This window comes from Sphingomonas sanguinis (assembly GCF_001476905.1).
Lineage (GTDB): Bacteria > Pseudomonadota > Alphaproteobacteria > Sphingomonadales > Sphingomonadaceae > Sphingomonas > Sphingomonas sanguinis_B.
This window is the reverse complement of the sequence record NZ_LDTE01000044.1, coordinates 50,154-71,917: the sequence shown is the minus strand read 5'-3', so window position 1 is coordinate 71,917 and position 21,764 is coordinate 50,154. Positions and strand designations below refer to the sequence as shown.

The following is a 21,764-nucleotide window of genomic DNA, read 5'->3' as shown; positions in this document are numbered from 1 at the left end:
GAGGGCGGCCGATCAAGCCGCCGATGGCCGGGTTAGTTATGCGGCAGTTTCGACCGGTCGAAATTCGGACCCAGATCGAGCAGGAAGGCCGGGCCGACCTCGATCACTTGCTTGGCACCGGCCAGCTGGACCGAGATATTGGCCTTGCCCGCGGCAAAGGCCTGGCCCGCGACACCGGTCACGAAATAGCGTTTCCAGGTCGATCCGACCTGAAGCGGTTCGCTGGTGATCGAGGGGTAGGGCGGCTCGGAACCGCCCATGGCGACGGGGATGGTCACCGTCTGTCCCTCGGCGGCGTTCGGCGCGCGGAGATAGACCATCGTCACCAGCGTATCGCCGGACGCGATCGGCTTGATCGTCGGATAGGTCACGCCGCTGTCCCAAGGGTTGGTCCCGGCCTTGGCGACCTTGACCTGCACGGCATTGCCGCCCGGCACTTCGGGCGCGGGCACTTCCTTGGCGCTCTGGTTGGGGCCATAGGCAGTCCAGCCGATGCCGGGCGTGTTGATCGCCTTGTCGAAGATGCTGGGCTGAGCCGCCGCGCTGGGGGCCGCCTGGACGGCCGCTCCCGCTGGCAGGGCTGCGATCAGCAGGGCCACACATCCGATCATGATCCTTCTCCTCCTCTTTCGGCCGGTTTGTCCGGTCCGTCCACAAAAACGATTGTACTCCATGGGTTAAGAAAAGCCCGGCCCCCCTGGGGGGAGCCGGGCCTGATCTTACTGTCCCACGATCCTGACCAGCGGCTCGACCGACTGGCCGGTGGGCAGGCGGCCGCTGGCGTTCAGGCGACGCGCGCTGTCGTCCCAGCGCAGGGTCGCGCTGCGCCCGCCCGTCTGGCGCCAGGCGTTGGTGGTGCCGTCATCGTCATAGAGCGTGAAGCTGGCATCGCGGCCCGGATAGACGCGGATGCTCTCCAGGTTTTGCGCGGTCGCGGTGCTCGGCACGGCCACGCCCATCGGCACGATCGAGCCTGCTCGCACGAATAGCGGAATATGGTCGATCGGGGCCGCCGCCTCGATCCACTGGCCGCCGGTGTAGCGCTTGTCGGTCCACCAGTCATACCAGTCCCCCCCTGCGGGCAGATAGACGCGGCGCGACGTCTGCCCCTGTTCGGTGACGGGCGCGACCAGGAGGGCGGGGCCGAACATATATTCGTCGCCCAGATCCTTCACCGCCTGATCGTTGGGGAAGTCCATGAACAGCGCGCGCATGAAGGGCGCGCCGGTCTGGCTGGTCTGCCGCCCCAGCGCATAGAGATAGGGCATCAACGCGTACCGCAGCCGCAGGCTATTCGCCAGGATCGGCTCGGCGGCGGTGCCATAGTCCCACAGCGCGGTGCCCGGCCGCTGGCCATGGATACGCAGTGTCGGCGTGAAGGCGTTATATTGGAACCAGCGGACGAACAGCTCCGGGTAATCGCGATAGGAGGGCGCCATCGCGGTCGCACCGGCCGGATCGACCAGCACCGGGTGTTGCGCCTCCGGCCCGTTCGGCCATTGCCAACCGCCCGTATCGCTCGACCAGTAAGCGATGCCGCTGGCCGTCATGCCCAGGCCGGCGGGCACTTGCCGCCGCAGCGCTTCCCAGTTGGACTGCACATCCGACGACCAGAAGAGACAGCCATTGGCCTGGGTGCCCAGATAGGCGGCGCGGCACAGGATCAGGTTGCGTTTGTCCGGCCGGTCGCGCGCCGATCCTTCGGCGACGCTGGAGGTGTGGAGCAGCGGATAGACGTTGCGATAACGGTCACCCGAGCCGATGGCGTAGAAATGCCCCTCGGGCACCAGATCGGGCTCGGTTTCGTCCAGCCAGGCATAGTCGAACCCCTGGGAAAAGATATTGTCGCGGATCTTGTCCCAAAACCATTCGCGCGCCTGCGGATTGGTGCTGTCGATCAGCGCGCCGGCCCGGTCGGAGCGGATCGGCAGGCCGTCGACGGGGTTGCCGTCCTTGTCCTTCATCAGCCAGCCCTTGGCGGCCAGCGTATCGAAATATCGGCTTTCCCGCTCGAAACGCGGCCAGATGCTGATGATGCTTTGCATCCCCATCGACTTGAGATGGGCGTTCATGCCCGCCGGATCGGGAAAGGCGGTGCGGTCGATGTCGAGCTGCCCCATCCGCGTCCAGTAGAACCAGTCGAGCACCATGATGTCGAGCGGCAGGCCGCGCTTGCGATAGCCATCGGCGATCTCGGTCAGCTGGCCTTGCGTCTCGTAGCGCGCCTTGCTCTGGATCAGGCCGAAGGCGGCCTTGGGCGGCAGCGGCGTCGCGCCGGTCAGGCGGGCGTAACCGGCGTAGAGTTCGTCGGTCGTCTTGCCGGCGATGACGAAGAAGGACACGCGTTCGCCGACGTTCGAGGCGAATTTGGTCGCGTTCAGCAGGCCCGGCGACACGGTGGTCGCCGACGGATTGTCCCACAGGATCGCATAACCCTTGTCCGTGACCGTGAACGGTACGCAGACCGACTCGCCGCCGGGCCGGTCATAGTCGTGGCGGCAATCGATGGTCCGCCCGCGCAGGTCGAGCACGCCGTCCTGATATTGGCCCAGCCCATAATAATGGGTGTCGGGCGTGTCGGCGAAGCTGGCGCCGACGCGGAAGGTCTTTTCGTCCGAGACGGTGTGCGGCGCCTTTTCCCAGCCGTTCATCCGGGTCAGCACCTGGCCGTCCGCCCCTGCGAAGGTGATCGAGACGGGGGGCAGCGAGGGGGCGAAATAGCGCTCCATTTGGCTGGGCGGCTTGGGCCAGGGCTGTGCGGCCACGGTCACGGTCATGCCGGGCGAGGCGAAGATATCGCCGCTCGCATCGGTGCGGTGCGTCCAAGCGCTCGCGTCGCTCTTGGCAATCAGGCCATAGCCGGGCTTGCCCTCCGCCTCGGCGCGGTCGGTGGCGATGGTGACGCGGACGATGCCGGGGGCGTAGGGCTCGACCGAGACGAGCGCGCCGTTACGCTCGACGGTCGCCAGCGGATCGGCGGACAGGGCGAGGGGGGCGGTGCCGGTCAGGAGCGCCGACGCGGCCGCGGCCCAACGCCACCGACCGCCCAGCGCCGTGGCGCGTGCCTTGCCCCGCATATCCATCCCCCGAATAACCAAATTGATTTGTGTGAACGCTACCCTATCGCTGCTCCATCGGGTGGGGAAGAGGGAATAGGATCAGGCTCGAAACGGATCGCTGACCGTCGCCCGGCCCGGCCGATCATGCCGCCCGGCCAGCCGCCACCGATAGGATGGATCGCTCGCGCGGGTCAGGGTGACGTCGTACCAGCCCATCGCCTCGTCCAGCGGCCAGTGATGACGACCGGGTTGAAGCGGGCTGGGCGGGGGCGGGGCCTTGCCGGGTTCGAGGCGGACGATCATCACGTCGTCCAGCGTCTTGGGAATGGTCAGGCTCAGGCCACGATCCTCGACCCGTGCCTCGATGAGCGGAGGCGTGCCGCGTCCGGCGAAATGGCGGTGGAAGCCATTGGGGCCGAGCACCCACAGGTCATGGCCGGTGGCCGGATCGGACGGCCACACGCCCTCGATACCGGTGCCTGCCGCCAGCGTGTAGCGGCGTGGAGCCTGATCCAGCGCGTGCCGGTCATAGACATGGAAGACCGCCCCTGCGCCCTCCGCCCGGAAACGTAGCCGCACGCCCTGCGGATCGGCGACCGGGGTCACGTCCAATCGGTAGGGAAGGGGGCGGGCGCGCCGGATGCCGGGTTCCTGCGCCGGTGCTCCCGGTGTCGCGGGAGCCAGGGGCGCGACCTGCCCCTTGATCGCGGCGGCGCGGGCGGCGTCCTCGCGTGGGTCGGGCAGAACGGGTGCCTCCGCGTCCGTCGCGGCGAAGTCGAACGCACTGGTCAGGTCGCCGCAAATCGCGCGCCGCCAGGGCGAGATATTGGGTTCATGAAAGCCGAACCGTGTTTCCAGGAAGCGGATGACGCTGGTGTGGTCGAACACCTGCGAGTTGACCCAGCCGCCCCGGCTCCAGGGCGAAACCACATACATGGGCACGCGCGGGCCCAGGCCATAGGGGCGGCCGCGATAGGCAGGCTTGTCGACATCCGCGTCGCCGGTCGAGGGCACGTCATGATATTCCCCCGCCAAGTCGACGGTCGATCCGCCCAGCGGCTGGCCGTCGGCTCCACGCGAGGGCGGGGCGGGCGGCGGGACATGATCGAAAAACCCGTCATTCTCGTCGAACATCACGAACAGGGCGGTGCGCGCCCAGATTTTGGGATCGGCGGTCAGTGCGTCGAGGACTTCGGCGGTATAGGCCGCGCCCTGTGCCGGGCTGGAGGGCCCCGGATGCTCCGACCCTGCGGCGGTCGCGATGATATAGGACACCTGCGGCAATCGCCCGGCCAGCACATCCGCTTTCAGCATGTCCAGCCCGCGCGTCGTGATCGCCCGGTCTTTCAGCGCAGGATCGCCCTTGCCGTGATGCGCGTCGCGGAACGCCGCAAAGCCGACCAGCGGGTTGTCGGTGAAATTGTCCGCCATGTCCTGATAGATGCGCCAGTCGATCCCCGCCGCCTGCATCCGCTCGACCACCGTCGTCCAGCGATAGGGATCGGCCGCGCCGCCATTTTCGGCAAAGCTGTCATGCGAGTTGCTGATCGCCGGACCACCCGCCTTGCCGGAGGGGTCGTTGGTGCCGGTCCACAGGAACAGCCGGTTGGTGTTGGTCCCCGTCTGGACTGCGCAGTGATAGGCGTCGCAGATCGTGAAGGACTCGGCCAATGCGAACTGGAAGGGCAGGTCGGCGCGGGCATAATGGCCCATCGACCGCTGCTGCTTCGCCTCGGGCCAATGTGCCATGCGGCCCTCGTCCCAGGCGGCCTGCGCATCGGGCCAGGTGTGCGGCGTGCCCGCCATGCGCATCAGCGCGAACTCTTTGTCGGTGTCGAGGTGGAAGGGCGAGACGAGGCGGGGACCGCTCTCGGCCTTACGGTCCAGTTGCTGCCAGACGCTGCGGAATGCGCCGTCCGATGACGCTACGGGCATGGGGAAGCGGTCGCCGAACCCGCGTACGCCGCGCATCGTGCCGAAATAATGATCGAAGCCGCGATTTTCCTGCATCAGGATGACGACATGCTCGACATCGCGGATCGTGCCGGTCCGCCGGTCGGGCGCGATGGCGGCGGCGCGGGCGATGGCCGGGGGCAGGGCGGCGGCACCGGCCAGAGCGGCAGCGGTGGAAAGGAGGGAGCGGCGGGAGACGGTGACCATGTCCCGCCATGGCCGACATCGTTGACGTTTTGGTGACGGCATTCTCTTCCTCCCCTGTAAGGGGAGGTGGCGCGCGCAGCGCGTCGGAGGGGTGTCCCGCTATCGAGAGGGTGACACCCCTCCGTCAGGCCTGACGGCCTGCCACCTCCCTTTACAGGGGAGGAATGTAAGAAGCCACTATATGCCGTCTATATGCGAAACCGGGGGATCGCCCTCGAATTCCTACGCCCCGTGCGCCTAATTGCTCGGCCCTGGAGGTCGCCCCACTCATCCCGGCGGCCTGTCCATAGGGGCATATATGAAGACCATCACCTTTTGCGCCGCCACGGCGCTGTTCGTGCTTCCGGCCACCGCATCGGCGCAGACCGCCGAGACCGCGCCGCCGCCGCCCGTGACCGTCAGCGGTTCGGCCGCGATCGTCTCCGACTATCGCCTGCGCGGCATTTCCCAGTCGGACGAGCATATGGCGGTGCAGGCGGGCATCACGGCGACCCATGAAAGCGGCCTCTATGTCGGCACCTGGGCGTCGAACCTGGCGGGGTGGGGAACCTTCGGCGGCGCGAACATGGAGCTGGACCTGATCGGGGGGTACAAGACGAAGATCAGCCCGACCGGCACGCTCGACGTGGGCCTGACCTGGTACATGTATCCGGGCGGTGCGAACAAGACCGACTATGCCGAGCCTTTCGCCAAGCTGTCGGGCACGACCGGCCCGGTCTCGCTGACCGCCGGTGTCGCCTATGCGCCCAAGCAGCAGGCGATCGGCAAATGGTACAATAACGGCGCCAGCGCCGCCGCCGGTGTCTATGACCGTCCCGGCGCGAAGAGCGACAACCTGTACCTTTGGGGCGACGGCGCGGCGGCGATCACCGGCACGCCGTTCACCGCCAAGGCGCATATCGGCCATAGCTGGGGCATGGACGGCTTGGGCCCGAACGCCACCGCCCCGACGCCGACCGGCGATTACTGGGACTGGTCGCTGGGCGCGGACACGAGCTGGCACAATCTGACGCTGGGTCTGTCCTGGGTCGACACCAACATTTCCGACCGCAAGGCCGCCTATCTGCGGCCGAGCTTCAGCAAGGGGCAGGACGGCACCGGCAATATCGCGGGCAGCACCTTCCTCGCCACCCTCACCGCCGGTTTTTGAGGAGCATCGCACATGGACGATCTGATCTGGTTGCTGGTCATGGCCGGGCTGGTGGCGGCGACGCTCGCCTATGCCCGCCTGTGCGACCATGCGTGAGGAGGGCTGAGCCATGAACCTCGACCTCTGGCTGGCGGCGCTGACCGCGCTCGGCCTACTCGTCTATCTGGTGGCGGTGCTGATCCGCCCCGAACGCTTCTGAAGGAGGCGGCATCATGACGCTTCAAGGATGGGCCCTGATATTGGGCTTCGTCGCGATCCTGCTCGCGCTGACCAAGCCGGTCGGCGCGTGGCTGTTCGCGCTCTATGAGGGGCGGCGCACGCCCCTGCACGTCGTGCTCGGCCCCGTCGAGCGTGGCTTCTACAAGCTGTCGGGTATCGACCCGGAGGCGCAACAGGGCTGGCGGCGTTATGCGCTGCACATGCTGATCTTCAACGTCGCGTTGATGATCCTGACCTATATCGTGCTGCGCGTACAATATTATCTGCCGGGCAATCCGCAGGGGCTGGCCGGGCTGACCCCGCATCTGGCGTTCAACACCGCGATCAGCTTCACCACCAACACCAACTGGCAAAGCTATGGCGGCGAGTCGACCATGTCGAACCTGTCGCAGATGCTAGGCCTGACCATCCACAATTTCCTGTCGGCGGCGACCGGCATCGCGCTGGCCTTCGCGCTGTTCCGGGGTTTCGCGGGGCGTGAGACGAAGAATCTCGGCAATTTCTGGGCCGATGTGACGCGCATCACCCTGTACCTGCTGCTGCCGCTCTGCGTCGTCTACACCGTGTTCCTGATCGCCAGCGGCGTGCCGCAGACCATGGCGGGCGTCGTCAGCGTCGACACGCTGGAGGGCGTGCGCCAGTCGATCCTGCTCGGCCCCGTCGCCAGCCAGGAAGCGATCAAGATGCTCGGCACCAATGGCGGCGGCTTCTTCAACGCCAACAGCGCGCATCCGTTCGAGAACCCGACCGCGCTGACCAACTTCGTCCAGATGCTGTCGATCTTCATGATTGGCTTCGGCCTGACCTGGTGCTTCGGCAAGGCGGTCGGCAACACGCGCCAGGGCTGGGCGATCCTGTTCGCGATGATCCTGCTGTTCCTGGGCGGCGTGGCCGTCTGCTACTGGGCGGAGGCGGCGGGCAACCCCGTGCTGCACCAGCTGGGCGTCGCGGGCGGCAATATGGAGGGCAAGGAGGTTCGCTTCGGCGTCGCCGCCTCGGCCCTGTTCGCGGCCGTGACCACGGCGGCATCGTGCGGTGCGGTCAATGCTATGCACGACAGCTTCACCGCACTCGGCGGCATGATCCCGTTGTTCAACATGCAGCTGGGCGAGGTCGTGATCGGCGGCGTCGGCGCTGGTATCTACGGCTTCCTGCTGTTTGCCATTCTGGCCGTGTTCGTCGCGGGCCTTATGGTCGGCCGTACGCCCGAATATGTCGGCAAGAAGATCGAGAGCCGCGAGGTCAAGCTCGCCGTCCTCGCCATCGCCGTCCTGCCGCTGTTCATCCTGGGGCTGACCGCTTTGTCGTGCGTCACGGGGCAGGGGCTGGCGGGGCCGCTCAACAAGGGACCGCATGGTTTCGGCGAAATCCTCTATGCCTTCACCAGCGCGGTGGCGAACAACGGTTCGGCCTTTGCGGGACTGACCGCCTCGACCCCCTGGTATGACGGTCTGCTGGGCGTCGCCATGTGGGTGGGCCGCTTCTTCATCATCGTGCCGATGCTCGCGATCGCAGGCAGCCTGGCCGCGAAGAAGCATGTCCCGGCCTCGGCCGGCTCCTTCCCGACCACGGGTGTGCTGTGGATCGGTCTGCTCGTCGGCATCGTGCTGGTGCTGGGCGGCCTGACCTTCCTGCCGAGCCTCGCCCTTGGTCCCATCGCCGATCATCTCGCGATGATCCGCGGTCAACTCTTCTGATCGGGAGCGCCATTCATGGCCCATTCCCCTACCAAGAGCCTGTTCACCGCCGAGCTCGTGCTCCCGGCGATCAAGGCCTCGTTCGTCAAACTCAATCCGCGCGAGCTGATCCGCAACCCGGTGATGTTCGTGACCGCCGTGGTTGCCGCCCTGCTGACCATCCTGCTCGTCGTCGGGCATGACGGGCTGACCACCGGCTTTAAGCTGCAACTGGTCGTCTGGCTGTGGCTGACCGTGTTGTTCGGCACTTTCGCAGAGGCGCTGGCCGAAGGGCGCGGCAAGGCGCAGGCGGCCTCGCTTCGGGCCGCCAAGGCCGAACTGACCGCCAAGCGGCTGAAGGGCGCTGGCCATGAGTGGGAGAATGTCCCCGCCAGCGCGCTCAAGATCGGCGATGTGGTGCTGGTCGAAACCGGCGACCTGATCCCTTCGGACGGCGAAGTCGTCGCCGGTGTGGGCTCGGTCAACGAAGCCGCGATCACCGGCGAGAGCGCGCCGGTCATCCGTGAGGCGGGCGGCGACCGTTCGGCGGTGACGGCGGGCACGCGCGTCATCTCGGACGAGATCCGGATGCGCGTCACCGTCAATCCGGGCCAGGGCTTCCTGGACCGCATGATCGCGCTGGTCGAGGGTGCCGAGCGGCAGAAGACCCCGAACGAGGTGGCTCTGACCATCCTGCTCGTCGGTCTGACCATCATCTTCCTGATCGCGGTCGGCACCATTCCGGGCTTCGCGTTCTTCGCGGGCGGCGGCATCCCGGTGGCGATCCTGGCGGCGCTGCTGATCACCCTGATCCCGACGACCATCGCGGCCTTGCTGTCGGCGATCGGTATCGCGGGCATGGACCGTCTGGTCCGCTTCAACGTGCTCGCCAAGTCGGGCCGTGCGGTCGAGGCGGCGGGCGATGTCGATGTGCTGCTGCTCGACAAGACGGGCACGATCACGATCGGCGACCGTCAGGCGAGCGAGTTCCGCGCCGTGGGCAATCTCGACGTCAATGCGCTTGCTGATGCCGCACTCATGGCCAGCCTTGCCGATGAGACGCCCGAGGGCCGCTCCATTGTCGTTCTAGCGCGCGAGCAGTTCGGCGTTACCATTCCCGGTCTGCCTGCGGACGCAGAGATCATCCCCTTCACCGCCCAGACCCGTATCTCGGGCGTGAAGATCGGCGATCGGCTGATCCAGAAGGGCGCGGTCGACTCGATCCTGCGCGCCCATCCGGGTGTGGGTGAGACGGCGGCGGCGACGCAGCTTCGCCGCATCACCGACGAGATCGCGCGCGCGGGTGGCACGCCGCTGGCGGTCGCGGAAAATGGCCGGTTGCTCGGCGCCATCTTCTTGAAGGACGTGGTCAAGGCGGGCATCCGCGAACGTTTCGGCGAGCTGCGCCGCATGGGTATCCGCACGGTGATGATCACCGGTGACAATCCCCTGACTGCCGCCGCCATCGCCGCCGAGGCCGGGGTGGACGACTTCCTCGCCCAGGCGACGCCGGAGGACAAGCTGGCGCTGATCCGTCAGGAACAGCAGGGCGGCAAGCTGGTCGCGATGTGCGGCGACGGCACCAACGACGCGCCCGCCCTGGCGCAGGCGGATGTCGGCGTCGCGATGAACACCGGCACCCAGGCCGCGCGCGAGGCGGGCAACATGGTCGATCTGGACAGCGACCCGACCAAGCTGATCGAGGTCGTCGGCCTCGGCAAGCAGTTGCTGATGACACGCGGCGCGCTGACGACCTTTTCGGTCGCCAATGACGTGGCGAAGTATTTCGCGATCATCCCGGCGATGTTCGTGGCGCTCTATCCTGGCCTCGGCGTGCTGAACGTCATGGGTCTGGCGACGCCGCAATCGGCGATCCTGTCGGCGATCATCTTCAACGCGCTCATCATCCCGCTGCTGGTGCCGCTGGCGTTGAAGGGTGTGGCCTACAAGCCGATGGGGGCGGGGCCGCTGCTCGCCCGCAACCTCGCCGTCTATGGCCTAGGCGGCCTGATCGCGCCGTTCGTCGGCATCAAGATCATCGACCTTGTGGTCGGTGGCCTCGGCCTCGCATAAGGAAGAACTGTCATGGGTAAGGATTTCACTTCCGCCTTGCGGCCCGCGATCGTGATGACGATCCTGTTCGCCGCCCTGCTCGGCATCGCCTATCCGCTGGCGATGACCGGGATCGGACAGACGATCTTCCCGCATCAGGCGGGTGGCAGCCTCATTGAGGCGAATGGCCGGGTGATCGGCTCCGAGGTCGTCGGACAGGCGTTCGTCAGCGACCGTTATTTCCAGACGCGTCCCTCGGCAGCGGGCAAAGGCTATGACGGGCTGGCCTCGTCGGGCTCGAACCTGGGGCCTACCTCGCAGGCTTTGGCCGACCGGGTGAAGGCGGACGTCGCCAAGCGCCGGGCCGAGGGCGTGATGGGCGACATGCCCGCCGACCTCGTGACGGCCAGCGGATCGGGCCTGGACCCCGATCTGTCGCCCGCCGCCGCCCAGGCGCAGACCATCCGCATCGCGCGAGTCCGTAACCTGCCGGTCGAGCAGCTCCGCGCGCTGGTCGTTGCGCATACCGAGGAATCGATGCTTGGCGACCCGCACGTCAACGTCCTCGCCCTCAACCGCGCGCTGGACGCTGCTGCCAAGCGATGACGGCAGGCGAGCCGCGCCCCGACCCCGATGCCCTGCTTCGCGTCGCCGAACGCGAGGGGCGCGGCCGCCTGAAAATCTTCCTCGGGGCAGCACCCGGCGTCGGCAAGACGTTCGAAATGCTGTCCGAGGGTGCCGCCCGCCGCCGCGACGGTGTCGATGTCGTCGTCGCGGTCGTGGAAACCCATGGCCGCGTCGAGACCGAGGCGCTGGTCCGGAGGCAGGAGGTCATGCCCCGCCGTGCCGTCCCCTATGAGGGGCGGACGCTGCACGAGATGGACATCGACGCGGTCCTGGCCCGCGCGCCCCGCCTCGCGCTGGTCGACGAACTGGCGCACACCAATGCGCCGGGCAGCCGCCATCCCAAACGCTATCAGGATGTCGAGGAACTGCTGGCGGCCGGGATCGACGTTTATTCGACCGTCAACATCCAGCACGTCGAAAGCCTGAACGACGTCGTCGCCAGCTTCACCCGCGTCCGCGTACGCGAGACGGTGCCCGACCGCATATTGGAGGCGGCCGAGATCGAGGTGGTCGACATCCCCCCCGACGAACTGATCGAGCGGTTGAAGGCGGGCAAGGTCTACCTCCCGCAGGAAGCGACGCGGGCGCTGTCGCATTTCTTCTCCAAGTCCAACCTGTCGGCCTTGCGCGAACTGGCGCTGCGAAGGGCGGCGCAGGCGGTCGATGCGCAAATGCTCGACCATGTGCGCAGCCTCGGCGTCGGCGGCCAATGGGCGGCGGGCGAGCGGCTGGTGGTGGCGGTCAGCGAACTGCCCGGCGCCGACGAACTGGTCCGCGCCGCCAAGCGCGCCGCCGATGCCCTGCGCGCGCCGTGGACCGCTTTATTCATCGACACGCCGCGCACCGCGACTTTGGGCGAGGCGCAGCATCGGCGGCTGGCGGCGACCATGACGCTGGCGACGCAACTGGGCGCGGCGGTGGCGACCGTGCCCGCACCCAGCGTGGTCGAGGGCATTCGCGCCTTCCTGACCGACGCGCGCGCCACGCAGTTGGTCGTCGGCAAGGCCAAGCGGTCGCGCTGGTTCGAGTTGCGCCATGGCTCGGTCGTCGACCGGCTGGTGCGCGAGACGCCCGGCGTCACCGTTCATGTCCTGCCGGTCGGCGAAGCGCCGGTCGAGCGCGAGCGGACCCGACGACGCGGGCAATGGGGATCGCCCATCGGCTATGGGCTGACGCTGCTCGGCGTCGTGGCGGTGACGGCGCTGGCGAGCGCGCTGTTCCACATCCTGAACCTCGGCAATGTCGCGTTGCTCTATCTGCTGCCCGTCATGGCGGCGGCGAGCCTCTATGGCCTGCGCACCGGCCTGTTCGCCGGGATCGCGTCGAGCCTCGCCTACAACTTCTTCTTCCTGCCACCCGTCGGCACGCTGAGCGTCAGCAATCCCGAGAATGTCATCTCGATCTTCGTCCTGTTGGGCGTCGCCGTCGCGACCAGCCAGCTGACCTCGCGGGTGCGCGCGCAGGCCGATCTGGCGGCGGCGAGCGCGCGCGACAATGCGACGCTGGCGGGGTTCCTGCACCGCCTGAGTGGCCTGGCTGACCCGGCCGAAGCGTCGCGGGTGATCTGCGAAGACATTGCCCGGCTGTTCGAGGTGCAGGCGGTGCTGCTTACCCCGTCGCCCGCCGGGCTGGCGGTGCAGGCGGCGACCAAGCCTGATTACCGGCTGGAGACGATGGAGATGGCCGCCGCGCACTGGGCGTTCGACACCGGCACGCCGGCGGGCAAAGGGTCGGCGACGCTGGCCGCCTCCGAATGGCTGTTCCAGCCGTTGAAGGCGGGCAACCGAACGCTCGCCGTATTGGGGCTGGCGCGCGAGGCGGGGGGCGAACCGGTGCGCGCCGACCGCCTGCCGCTGTTGACCGGATTGATCGACCAGGCCGCGCTGATCCTGGAGCGACTGCGGCTGGAGGCGGAGGTGCGCGATGTCGATGCGGTCCGCACCCGCGACCGGCTTCGCGCGGCGCTCCTGTCCTCGGTCAGCCATGACCTGCGCACGCCGTTGACCGCGGTGATGGCCGCCGCCGCGCAACTCCGGCAGGGCACAACGCCCGACCTCATTTCGACCATCGAAGGGGAGGCGGCGCGGCTCAATCGCTTCGTCGCCAATCTGCTCGACATGGCGCGGGTCGAGGCGGGGGCGCTGAAGCTGAAGATCGAGGCGATCGACCTCAGCGACGCGGTGACGGGGGCGGCGCATGATGCCCGCCGCGCGTTGGAGGGCCATGCGGTACGGCTCGACGTACCGCCCGACCTGCCGATGGTGAGGGCCGATCCGCAGTTGTTGCACCACTGCCTGCTCAACCTGCTCGACAATGCGGGGCGCTATGGCGACCCGGGGACCGAGATCGTGATCGAGGGGCGGCATCGCCACGGCAATTTGCGCCTCTCGGTCCTCGACCATGGCCCCGGCTTGCCGCCAGGGCGCGAGGCGGAGGTGTTCGAGACGTTCCGGCGGCTGGAGGGCTCGGACCGGGTGGCGGGCGGCACCGGCTTGGGCCTCGCCATCGTCAAGGCCTTTGCCGAGGCCATGGGTCTGGGCGTAGAGGCGGGCAATCGCGAGGATGGCGAGGGCGCGGCCTTCACCCTGTGCTTTCCGCGCGACCTGATCATGCGCGACGGTGCGCCGGAGGGAATGGCCTGATGCCCGCGACGATATTGGTGGTGGACGATGAAGTCGCGATCCGCCGCCTGCTGCGCAACACGCTGGAACAGGCGGGGCACCGGGTGGTCGAGGCGCGTGACGGGCGCGAGGCGCTGGCTCATGCGGCGGCGGAGCATCCCGATGCGGTGCTGCTGGATCTGGGGTTGCCCGACCGCGACGGGCTGAGCCTGATCCCCCTGTTGCGCGGGGCGGAGCGGGTGGTGCTGGTCGTCTCGGCGCGCGAGGCGACCGAGGAAAAGGTCGCCGCGCTCGACTTGGGCGCGGATGACTATGTGACCAAGCCGTTCGACAGCGAAGAGCTGCTGGCTCGGTTGCGCGTGGCGCTGCGGCATCGGCGTGCGGCGGAGGCGGCACCGGCTGTGGTGCGGACGGGCGACCTGTCGATCGATCTCGACCGGCGTGTCGTGACGCGCGGGGGAGAGCAACAGCATCTGACCCGCAAGGAGTATGACGTGCTGGCGGTGCTGGCGCGGCATCCCGGCCGGGTGGTGACGCACGACAGGATCATCGACGCCGCCTGGGGCGGGGACGAGGACCCGCGTATCGACTATTTGCGCATCGTGGTACGCAACCTGCGCCAGAAACTCGAAGCGCCGCAGCCAGTCGGGAGCGTCATCGCGAACGAACTGGGCGTGGGGTATCGGTTGCGGGTGGAGGGGTAAAAGCGCCTTGTTCCCCGGCGAAGGCCGGAGCCCAGTTGCCACGAAGGTTGAGGCGCCCGAGACGATGCGGGGGAGGCCGTAGCAAGCGTGGGGCGATGCCTCCCACGCATCGCCCCGCGCGCCTCAGGCTTCACCGAAACTGGGCCCCGGCCTTCGCCGGGGAACGGATTCAGCCTACTTTCTCGCCCGTCCGCAGGGTCAGCACCTCGACCCCGGTGCGCGTCACCGCGACCGTATGCTCGAACTGCGCGGACAGCTTCCCGTCATCGGTCATCACCGTCCAGCCATCGTCGCTGGTCGATACCTTGCGCGTACCCTGGTTGATCATCGGCTCGATGGTGAAGGTCATCCCCTCGCGCAGCAACTCACCCGTGCCCGGTCGGCCGAAGTGCATTACATCGGGCGCCTCGTGCATCTCGCGACCGATGCCGTGGCCGCAATAGTCGCGCACCACCGAATAGCCGTTCGCCTTGGCATGTTTCTCGATCGCCGCGCCGACATCGCCCAGCCGCGCGCCGGGGCGGACCTGCTTGATGCCCTTCCACATCGCTTCCTGCGTCACGCGGACCAGCCGCTTCGCGCCGGGCGACACCTCGCCGACCATATAGGTCTTGCTCGAATCCGCGATGAAGCCGTTCTTCTCCAGCGTGATGTCGAGATTGACGATATCGCCGTTCTTTACCACGTCCTCGGCGCTCGGTACGCCGTGACAGACGACCTGGTTGATCGAGCTGTTGAGCACATAGGCAAAGCCATATTGCCCCTTGCTCGCGGGGCGCGCCGACAGGTCGTGGGTGATGTAGCGCTCGACCAGATCGTTGATCGCCAGCGTCGACATCCCCGCCAGCTCCAGCGTGTCCAACATCTCGAACACCTGCGCCAGCAAGCGCCCGGAGGCGCGCATCAGCGCCAGCTCGTCCGCCGTCTTCACCATGTCAGGCGACCAGCGGTTGCGGCACGGATAGGTCGGCGGCGGCCATCTGCGCCTGGACGATCTCGTGGAAGGTCAGCGTCGGATTAGCCTCGGCCAGCATGCCCATCTTCATCCAGAACTCGGCCTGCGCGTTGATCGAACGGCACATGACCGTGCCGGCGCGGCGGACCTCTTCGTGAAGCTGGTCGTCGATTTTTACGATACCCATATATGAAGCGTTTATGCTTCGTATATTCGACGCGCAAGCCGGATCATGCGGTGGGGCGGGTCAGCACAAAGGTGGCGCACCCCGCCATGACCGCCGCAACCAGCAGCGCCAGCGGCCAGTGGGGGCGTGCCGTCAGCAGGAACAGCCCGTAGCCCAGCGCCATGCCGCCGCATGCCATCGCCTTGCCGCGTGGCCCGATCGCACCGTTCTGCCGCCAAGCCCGCAAGGTCGGGCCGAAGCGCGGATGGTCGAGCAGCCACGCCTCCAGCCGGGGCGAGGAACGCGCAAAGCATCCCGCCGCCAGGATCAGGAAGATCGTCGTCGGCATCAGCGGCAGGATCGCGCCGATCACCCCGAGCGCGACGAACAGGCATCCCAGAATTAGCCAGCCGATCCGTATCATCCCGCCCTGCCTATCCGCGCCGGGACGCGAGGCATAGGGGCGTTCGACGTTTGTCAGGCTCTTTGGGGCGAGGCCCGCCGCAGGATCGCAAAGCCGATCAGGCCGGACAGCAACGACCCCGCCACCACCCCCAGCTTCGCCTCCGCCTGGAGCAGCGGATCGCCGGGAAAGGCGAGCAGCGTGATGAAGATGCTCATCGTGAAGCCGATGCCGCACAGGCATGCCGTGCCCAGCATCTGGGCGGTGCTGGCATGGGCGGGCGCGTCCGCCAGCTTCAGGCGCACCGCCAGCATCGTCATGCCGAACACGCCCAGCACCTTGCCCAGCAGCAACCCCGCGCCCACACCCAGCGTCACCGGCGCTCCCCAGGCCGCCGCGGGCAGGCCGAGCACGGGCACCCCGGCATTGGCGAGGCCGAAGATCGGCACGACCAGGAAACCGACCGGCTTGTGCAAAGCATGTTCCAGTCGGTGGAGCGGGCTGTCCCGCGTGTCGTCATCGCAGTCGGGCCGCGCGGGGGTGCGCGTTATCGGAATGGTGAAGGCGAGCAGCACGCCCGCAATGGTCGCATGAATGCCCGAGCGGACCATGAAGACCCAGAGTATCGCGCCGATCAGCAGATAGGGGGACAGACGCTTCACGCCCAGCCGGTTGAATGCGATCAGCACCCCCAGCATCGCCGCCGCACCGCCCAGGTCGATCGTCGAGAGCGCGGTGGAATAGAAGGCGGCAATGATCGCCACCGCCCCCAGATCGTCGATGATCGCCAGTGCCGCCAGGAAGATGCGCAGCGAGGCGGCCACCCGGTTGCCGACCAGCCGGATGACCGCCAGCGCAAAGGCGATATCGGTCGCCGCCGGGATCGCCCAGCCCGAAGCGGTGCCGCCGCGATTGAAGGCGAGGTAGATCAGCGCGGGCACGACCATACCGCCCAGCGCGGCCAGACCGGGGAGGATGCGACGCGGCCAGGTGGACAGCTGTCCATCCAGCACTTCGCGCTTGATCTCCAACCCGACCAGCAGGAAGAAGATCGCCATCAGCCCGTCATTGATCCAGTGGCCCAGCGACAGCGGCCCCAGATGATGGTGAAGGGCGGCCTCATAGTCGCTCGCGACCGGCGAATTGGCAAGGATCAAGGCGATCACCGCCGCCGCCATCAGGACGAGACCGGCGGAGGTCTGACTTTCGAGGAAGCGACGGATCGCACTGATGCGAAGACGCTGAATCATGATAGGGCTCCGACAAGGCTCATCGTCGCTGGCGGCCCGACCAACGATCATCCTGCCCGTGTCTGGCCCACGAACACCCTGGGGCGCTTCTGGCATGGGCCGGGCGGGGCGGCAATCTCAATCCTGCCCGACACGGGGAAAGGGGCCACGCGAAGCATGGTGGAGGGGGATGGCCGCAAAGGTCATCCCATGACGCATGCCCCCTCCGTCAGCGCTACGCGCTGCCACCTCCCCGTGGCGGGGAGGATTCGTCGGCTTTGTCTCGCCTAAGGGCAATCCCGACCGCCGCCGCCAGCAATCCCGCAGCAGCGATCCCGGCGGCCAGCTTCCACGGGCCGCCCTCCGCGTCCTGCTCGCCGAATAGCTCCAGCAGGTGGCGGGTGACCGCTTCCGGGTTTTCGCGCTGCGGGAAATGACCGACGCCCGCCAGTTCCACCATTTTGAACGCGCCGGTAAACTTGGCCGGGACATCGCGCGCGGTCGAGGGCGGGTTCACCCCGTCGACCGCGCCATGCAAATAGAGCGTCGGCAGCGACAGCGTCTTGGTCGTCTTCACCCGGTCGGCCAGCCAGCGCCCGCGCGGATCGGGCTGCGCTTCGTCCCAGCGCACGCGGTAGCTGTGGATCGTCACGGCGGGCCAGTCGGGATGGTCGAAGGATTTGGCCACGCGCGCGAAGGTCGCCTCGTCGAACCAGCCGGGCGGCGACCAGTTGACCCAATGGGCATGGGCAAAGCCGCGCCGGTCGTCGCGCACCGCCTGCGCGCCGCGCCGGGTCGCCAGGAACCAGTGATACCATTGCCGCTGGGCCTGGTCGAAGGAAGGCGTCGGCATCCCGCCCAGACGCGGCGGGGTGCTGAGCATCGCCAGCCGCTGGACCCGCTCGGGCCAGCCGACCGCCAGCGCCTCGGCGGCGTTGGAGCCCCAGTCGTGCCCGGCGACCATGAACCGCTCGACTCCCAGCGCTTCCATCAGCGCGATGGCGTCCATCGCCAGGATCGCGCTGTCGCCGCTGCGAGGTGTATGGTCATGGCGGAACCGCGTCGCGCCAAACCCGCGCAGGGTCGGCACGACGACGCGCAGGCCCGCCTGGGCAAGGCGGGGCGCGACCTTGTCCCAGGTCGTGGCATCGTCGGGCCAGCCATGGAGCAGCAGGACGACGGGCGCGCCCTCCGGTCCGTAGAGGTCGTAGGCGATGGTCAGATGGTCGGTGGTGATGGTCGGCATGGATCGGTAACCCGCACCGCGCCGCCCCGTTCCGACGCGGCGGGCAGGGCGAGCGAGGACACGGCCCCATGAACCATTTCCTGTGCCCGCAATTGAAGGCGATCGACCGGGGCGGCATCGCCTTTTAGGGATGCGGGGCTTTGGTGATGGCACGCGACAGACGAATGGAACGATATGCGGTGGAGACGGCGTAATCTGGCCTCGATGAGTGCCGACGTGAATGACGGGCTGGCTCCCGCCGTCGAGGCGGTGACCAGCAGCACACGTCCCGCCGCGCCCACACAGACACGCGGCTACCGCGTGATAGCGCTCGTCGTCGCCTCGGCGCTGTTCATGCAGCAGTTGGACGGCACCGTCCTGACCGTCGCCTTGCCCACCATGGCGCGCGACCTGGGCACCCCGGCCACCAGCCTCAGCCTGGCGCTGACCAGCTATCTCCTCGCGCTGGCCTTGTTCATCCCGGCGAGCGGCACGCTGGCCGACAAGTTCGGGTCGCGCACCGTCTTCTGTTCGGCGATCGGCATCTTCCTGCTCGGCTCGATCCTGTGCGCCCAGTCAGGGACGCTTCCTACCCTGGTCGCCGCGCGGTTCCTGCAAGGGATCGGCGGCGCGATGATGGTGCCGGTCGGGCGACTGGTCCTGCTGCGTAGCGTCGCCAAGGCGGACATGGTGCAGGCACTGTCCTGGCTGGTCATGCCGGCGCTGATCGGTCCGATCCTGGGGCCGCCGCTGGGCGGGTTCATCGTGACTTGGCTCGACTGGCGCTGGATCTTCTATCTCAACATCCCGATCGGCATTCTCGGCATGGTCGGTGCCTGGATGCTGGTGCCGGAGATCCGCGGCGATCCGCGCGCCCGGTTCGATGTGTCGGGTTTCGTCCTTTCCGGTGTGGCGCTCGGGTGCCTGCTCTTCGGGTTCGAGCTGGCGAGCCGCCCCGGCACCGGCTGGGTCGCGCTCGGCCTGCTGGTCGTCGGGGTGGCGTTCGGCTGGTTCTACATCCGCCACGCCCGGCACACCCATGACCCGATCCTGGACCCCACGCTGATGCGGGTCCCGACCTTTCGCCTGTCGGTGATCGGCGGATCGCTGACCCGTATCACCCAAGGCGCGCAGCCCTTCCTGTTGCCGCTGATGTTCCAGCTGGGCTTCGGATTGAGCGCGGCCAAGACGGGCACGATCACCATGGCGGGTGCGGTCGGTGCGCTGGCGATGAAGGCGCTGGCTCCGCGCGTCCTGCGCCGCTGGGGCTTTCGCCGCAGCCTGATCGTGTCGGGCCTGGTCAGCAGTGCAGGGTACGCGACCTGTGCGCTGTTCCGCCCCGACTGGTCGATCCCGCTCATCACGCTGATCCTGGCGCTGTCGGGCTTCTTCACCTCGTTCCAGTTCACCGGGTTCAACGCCATCGCCTATGCCGATGTGACCAAGGACCGGATGAGCGCCGCCACCAGCTTTTACGCGACGTTCCAGCAGCTGACCCTGTCGCTGGGCATCTGTACCGCCGCGACCGTTCTGGAACTGGGGACGTTGATCGAGGGGAAGGGCGGGCCGACGCTGAACAGCTTCTCGGCGGCGTTCATGGTGGTGGCGATCATCTCCGCCTCCGCCGTGATCTGGAACCGTCGCTTCGCCCCCGATGCGGGTGCGGCGATGAGTGGTCATCATGACAATGGGACAGACGGCGAATGACGGAACGGTAATGTCGTTCCCGTTCAGCAACAATGCCGGGTAGCAATCGTTACGAGGGTTCATCCAGAACAGGAGGAATCCGGTGGCAGCGCAGACGGTGATCGTGACGGGGGCCGAATCCGGCATAGGCGCGGCCTGCGCCGAGGCGTTCGGTGCGCAAGGCGCCAGGGTTGCGATCCTCTTCCACAGCGACCAGCAAGCCGCCGACGCCACGGCCCAGGCGGTACGCCAGGCGGGCGGCGAGCCGATGACGGTCCAGGTCGCGGTGGATGACGAGGCATCGGTCGACCAGGCCTTTGCCACCGTGGAGAAGCAATGGGGCGCGGCCGATGTGCTGGTCAATTCGGCCGGGCTCAACATGTCGGGCGTGACGGTGCGCCAGATGACGCTGGCCCAGTGGCAGCGGCTGATCGACACCGACCTGACCGGCGCCTTCCTGACCTCGCGCCGGTTTCTGAACGGGCGCGGCGAGGCAAAGGGGGATGCGGCGATCCTGCACATCTCCTCGATCCACGCCTATGCGGTGCGCGCGGGCGGCGCGGATTATTGCGCGGCCAAGGGCGGGCTTTCCAATCTGGTCGAGACGCTGGCGATCGAGGAAGCGCCGCGCGGCATCCGCGTGAATGCGATCGAGCCGGGCATGATCCTGACCCCGATGAACGCCAAGGCGCAGGCCGATCCCGTCTATCGCAAGACGCTGGAGCAGAATATCCCGATGGGGCGTGCCGGGAATGCCTCGGAAGTCGCAGACCTCGCGGTGTTCCTGGCGTCGGACAAGGCGAAGTACATCACTGGTGCGCGGATCGTCATCGATGGCGGTCTGTCGCTGATGCAGGCGCTGGGCGCATGATGGGCCCAGCAACCGACGCCTCGGTCGCCGATCCGCACCGCAAGGACCGGGTGGCCGACGCTCCCTTAGACCTGGATTTCAACGTCAAGCGGATCGAGGACGTCACGCTCGAAGGGCCGCCCGCATTGATGGCTCGCGACCTGATGAGCCCCTATGTCTGGCGCGAGGCGGATGGCCGCTGGGGCATGATGGTCCGCGCCGTCGTGCCGCAGGGCGAGACGCTGACCGATACCGGTGTGATCTGGGCCGGATGGAGCGAGGACGGGCGGCATTTCACGATGTTGGACGCGCCCTCCATCGCGCCGGGGCCCGGCGAGCATGATGCGGGCGGGGTCGAGGACCCGACGGTCGTGCGCACCGACGACGGCTATATCGTTTATTATTCCGGCGTGCTGGCCGACCATGCGCATGGCGAGCTGTCCTATGCTACCGGTCCCTCGGTCGATCGGCTGGTCAAGAGCGGCGTCGCGCTCGCCTCGTCCAAGTCGGAGGGCAATACCAAGGAGGCGACGGTCGATCGTACGGCCGATGGTCGCTGGCGTCTCTTCTACGAATATGCGGCCGACGAAGCCTCTCGCATCGGGCTGGCGATCGGCGAGGATGTCGCGGGGCCCTGGACCGAGCAGCCCACTCCCTTCATGCCGCGCGAGGATAGCTGGGACGACTGGCACCTGTCGACCGGCCCGCTGCTGACGGACGACAAGGCGTGTCCGGTGATGTTCTACAACGGTGCGACGCGTGATGCGCGCTGGCGGATCGGTTGGGTCGCGTTCGACGAACATTATACCCGTGTCGTCGCGCGCGGGATCGAGCCGCTGATCCTGCCGCCGCCCGCCGATGATCGGGGCGCGACCGATATCGCCTTTGCCGCCTCGGTCGTGGTCGCCGAGGATGGCATCTGGCTTTACTATTCGCTCGAAGATCGGCGATTGTCGCGGGCCCTGATCCGGCGCAGTTGAGC

General features: G+C 67.6%; 18 protein-coding genes. 10 read left to right on the top strand and 8 right to left on the bottom strand.

Going from position 1 to position 21,764, the window contains the following annotated elements; all coding sequences use genetic code 11:
• Window positions 1–32 precede the first annotated feature (32 nt).
• From SB4_RS08585 to SB4_RS08575, 3 genes are all read right to left on the bottom strand, one after another.
• Window positions 33–611 carry a hypothetical protein gene (locus SB4_RS08585; RefSeq protein WP_241488542.1) on the bottom strand — a complete coding sequence of 193 codons (579 nt, stop codon included), beginning with the start codon at window positions 609–611 and terminating at the stop codon, window positions 33–35.
• A 108-nt stretch (window positions 612–719) separates the two neighbouring features.
• Window positions 720–3,077 carry a glycoside hydrolase family 31 protein gene (locus SB4_RS08580; protein WP_241488541.1) on the bottom strand — a complete coding sequence of 786 codons (2,358 nt, stop codon included), beginning with the start codon at window positions 3,075–3,077 and terminating at the stop codon, window positions 720–722.
• Window positions 3,078–3,158: 81 nt separating this feature from the next.
• Window positions 3,159–5,219 carry a phosphocholine-specific phospholipase C gene (locus SB4_RS08575; RefSeq protein WP_058752239.1) on the bottom strand — a complete coding sequence of 687 codons (2,061 nt, stop codon included), beginning with the start codon at window positions 5,217–5,219 and terminating at the stop codon, window positions 3,159–3,161.
• 298 nt (window positions 5,220–5,517) lie between these two features.
• Here SB4_RS08575 and SB4_RS08570 point away from each other — a divergent pair, with 298 nt between their 5' ends.
• The 7 genes from SB4_RS08570 (at window position 5,518) to SB4_RS08540 (ending at window position 14,268) form a co-directional block, all read left to right on the top strand.
• Window positions 5,518–6,369, top strand: coding sequence for a TorF family putative porin (locus SB4_RS08570; RefSeq protein ID WP_058752238.1), 852 nt, complete (start codon window positions 5,518–5,520; stop codon window positions 6,367–6,369).
• 109 nt (window positions 6,370–6,478) lie between these two features.
• Window positions 6,479–6,568, top strand: a complete 90-nt coding sequence (gene kdpF, locus SB4_RS08565; RefSeq protein ID WP_058733886.1) for a K(+)-transporting ATPase subunit F — start codon at window positions 6,479–6,481, stop codon at window positions 6,566–6,568.
• Window positions 6,569–6,581: 13 nt separating this feature from the next.
• A complete protein-coding gene (gene kdpA, locus SB4_RS08560; protein WP_058752237.1) occupies window positions 6,582–8,285 on the top strand; it encodes a potassium-transporting ATPase subunit KdpA in 1,704 nt (567 codons plus the stop codon).
• Window positions 8,286–8,300: 15 nt separating this feature from the next.
• Window positions 8,301–10,337 carry a potassium-transporting ATPase subunit KdpB gene (gene kdpB, locus SB4_RS08555; RefSeq protein WP_058752236.1) on the top strand — a complete coding sequence of 679 codons (2,037 nt, stop codon included), beginning with the start codon at window positions 8,301–8,303 and terminating at the stop codon, window positions 10,335–10,337.
• Window positions 10,338–10,349: 12 nt separating this feature from the next.
• A complete protein-coding gene (gene kdpC, locus SB4_RS08550; protein ID WP_058733883.1) occupies window positions 10,350–10,922 on the top strand; it encodes a potassium-transporting ATPase subunit KdpC in 573 nt (190 codons plus the stop codon).
• Complete coding sequence (locus SB4_RS08545) at window positions 10,919–13,585, top strand: sensor histidine kinase (protein ID WP_058752235.1); 2,667 nt, start codon at window positions 10,919–10,921, stop codon at window positions 13,583–13,585. The genes kdpC and SB4_RS08545 overlap by 4 nt, the downstream gene beginning before the upstream one ends.
• Window positions 13,585–14,268, top strand: a complete 684-nt coding sequence (locus SB4_RS08540) for a response regulator transcription factor (protein ID WP_058752234.1) — start codon at window positions 13,585–13,587, stop codon at window positions 14,266–14,268. Before SB4_RS08545 ends, SB4_RS08540 begins: the two co-directional genes overlap by 1 nt.
• Window positions 14,269–14,437: 169 nt before the next feature.
• Here the strand turns inward: SB4_RS08540 and map are convergent, their stop codons facing one another.
• The 5 genes from map to SB4_RS08515 all read right to left on the bottom strand — a co-directional run bounded on the left by map (window position 14,438) and on the right by SB4_RS08515 (window position 18,267).
• Window positions 14,438–15,202, bottom strand: coding sequence for a type I methionyl aminopeptidase (gene map / locus SB4_RS08535; protein ID WP_058752233.1), 765 nt, complete (start codon window positions 15,200–15,202; stop codon window positions 14,438–14,440).
• A gap of 1 nt (window position 15,203) precedes the next feature.
• On the bottom strand, window positions 15,204–15,410 hold the full coding sequence (locus tag SB4_RS08530; RefSeq protein WP_058752232.1) for a ParD-like family protein: 207 nt from the start codon (window positions 15,408–15,410) through the stop codon (window positions 15,204–15,206).
• Between the two features lie 43 nt (window positions 15,411–15,453).
• Complete coding sequence (locus SB4_RS08525; protein WP_058752231.1) at window positions 15,454–15,813, bottom strand: YbaN family protein; 360 nt, start codon at window positions 15,811–15,813, stop codon at window positions 15,454–15,456.
• A 53-nt stretch (window positions 15,814–15,866) separates the two neighbouring features.
• Window positions 15,867–17,042 carry a Na+/H+ antiporter NhaA gene (gene nhaA / locus SB4_RS08520; protein WP_058752230.1) on the bottom strand — a complete coding sequence of 392 codons (1,176 nt, stop codon included), beginning with the start codon at window positions 17,040–17,042 and terminating at the stop codon, window positions 15,867–15,869.
• Window positions 17,043–17,256: 214 nt separating this feature from the next.
• On the bottom strand, window positions 17,257–18,267 hold the full coding sequence (locus tag SB4_RS08515) for an alpha/beta fold hydrolase (RefSeq protein ID WP_058752229.1): 1,011 nt from the start codon (window positions 18,265–18,267) through the stop codon (window positions 17,257–17,259).
• A gap of 174 nt (window positions 18,268–18,441) precedes the next feature.
• Between SB4_RS08515 and SB4_RS08510 the strand changes: the two genes are divergently transcribed.
• From SB4_RS08510 to SB4_RS08500, 3 genes are all read left to right on the top strand, one after another.
• Window positions 18,442–19,953: an MFS transporter gene (locus SB4_RS08510; RefSeq protein ID WP_193753769.1), complete on the top strand. Its 1,512-nt coding sequence runs from the start codon at window positions 18,442–18,444 to the stop codon at window positions 19,951–19,953.
• 82 nt (window positions 19,954–20,035) lie between these two features.
• Window positions 20,036–20,803 carry an SDR family oxidoreductase gene (locus tag SB4_RS08505; RefSeq protein WP_241488540.1) on the top strand — a complete coding sequence of 256 codons (768 nt, stop codon included), beginning with the start codon at window positions 20,036–20,038 and terminating at the stop codon, window positions 20,801–20,803.
• Window positions 20,800–21,762, top strand: coding sequence for a glycoside hydrolase family protein (locus SB4_RS08500; protein WP_153006138.1), 963 nt, complete (start codon window positions 20,800–20,802; stop codon window positions 21,760–21,762). The genes SB4_RS08505 and SB4_RS08500 overlap by 4 nt, the downstream gene beginning before the upstream one ends.
• Window positions 21,763–21,764 lie beyond the last annotated feature (2 nt).

Coding starts and splice junctions, on each gene's coding strand:
- kdpA (WP_058752237.1), top strand. CDS start 6,582: ATGACGCTTCAAGGATGGGCCCTGATATTGGGCTTCGTCGCGATCCTG.
- SB4_RS08580 (WP_241488541.1), bottom strand. CDS start 3,077: ATGCGGGGCAAGGCACGCGCCACGGCGCTGGGCGGTCGGTGGCGTTGG.
- SB4_RS08525 (WP_058752231.1), bottom strand. CDS start 15,813: ATGATACGGATCGGCTGGCTAATTCTGGGATGCCTGTTCGTCGCGCTC.
- kdpF (WP_058733886.1), top strand. CDS start 6,479: ATGAACCTCGACCTCTGGCTGGCGGCGCTGACCGCGCTCGGCCTACTC.
- kdpC (WP_058733883.1), top strand. CDS start 10,350: ATGGGTAAGGATTTCACTTCCGCCTTGCGGCCCGCGATCGTGATGACG.
- SB4_RS08510 (WP_193753769.1), top strand. CDS start 18,442: ATGCGGTGGAGACGGCGTAATCTGGCCTCGATGAGTGCCGACGTGAAT.
- SB4_RS08515 (WP_058752229.1), bottom strand. CDS start 18,267: ATGCCGACCATCACCACCGACCATCTGACCATCGCCTACGACCTCTAC.
- SB4_RS08575 (WP_058752239.1), bottom strand. CDS start 5,219: ATGGTCACCGTCTCCCGCCGCTCCCTCCTTTCCACCGCTGCCGCTCTG.
- nhaA (WP_058752230.1), bottom strand. CDS start 17,042: ATGATTCAGCGTCTTCGCATCAGTGCGATCCGTCGCTTCCTCGAAAGT.
- SB4_RS08585 (WP_241488542.1), bottom strand. CDS start 611: ATGATCGGATGTGTGGCCCTGCTGATCGCAGCCCTGCCAGCGGGAGCG.
- SB4_RS08540 (WP_058752234.1), top strand. CDS start 13,585: ATGCCCGCGACGATATTGGTGGTGGACGATGAAGTCGCGATCCGCCGC.
- SB4_RS08570 (WP_058752238.1), top strand. CDS start 5,518: ATGAAGACCATCACCTTTTGCGCCGCCACGGCGCTGTTCGTGCTTCCG.
- SB4_RS08500 (WP_153006138.1), top strand. CDS start 20,800: ATGATGGGCCCAGCAACCGACGCCTCGGTCGCCGATCCGCACCGCAAG.
- SB4_RS08530 (WP_058752232.1), bottom strand. CDS start 15,410: ATGGGTATCGTAAAAATCGACGACCAGCTTCACGAAGAGGTCCGCCGC.
- SB4_RS08545 (WP_058752235.1), top strand. CDS start 10,919: ATGACGGCAGGCGAGCCGCGCCCCGACCCCGATGCCCTGCTTCGCGTC.
- kdpB (WP_058752236.1), top strand. CDS start 8,301: ATGGCCCATTCCCCTACCAAGAGCCTGTTCACCGCCGAGCTCGTGCTC.
- map (WP_058752233.1), bottom strand. CDS start 15,202: ATGGTGAAGACGGCGGACGAGCTGGCGCTGATGCGCGCCTCCGGGCGC.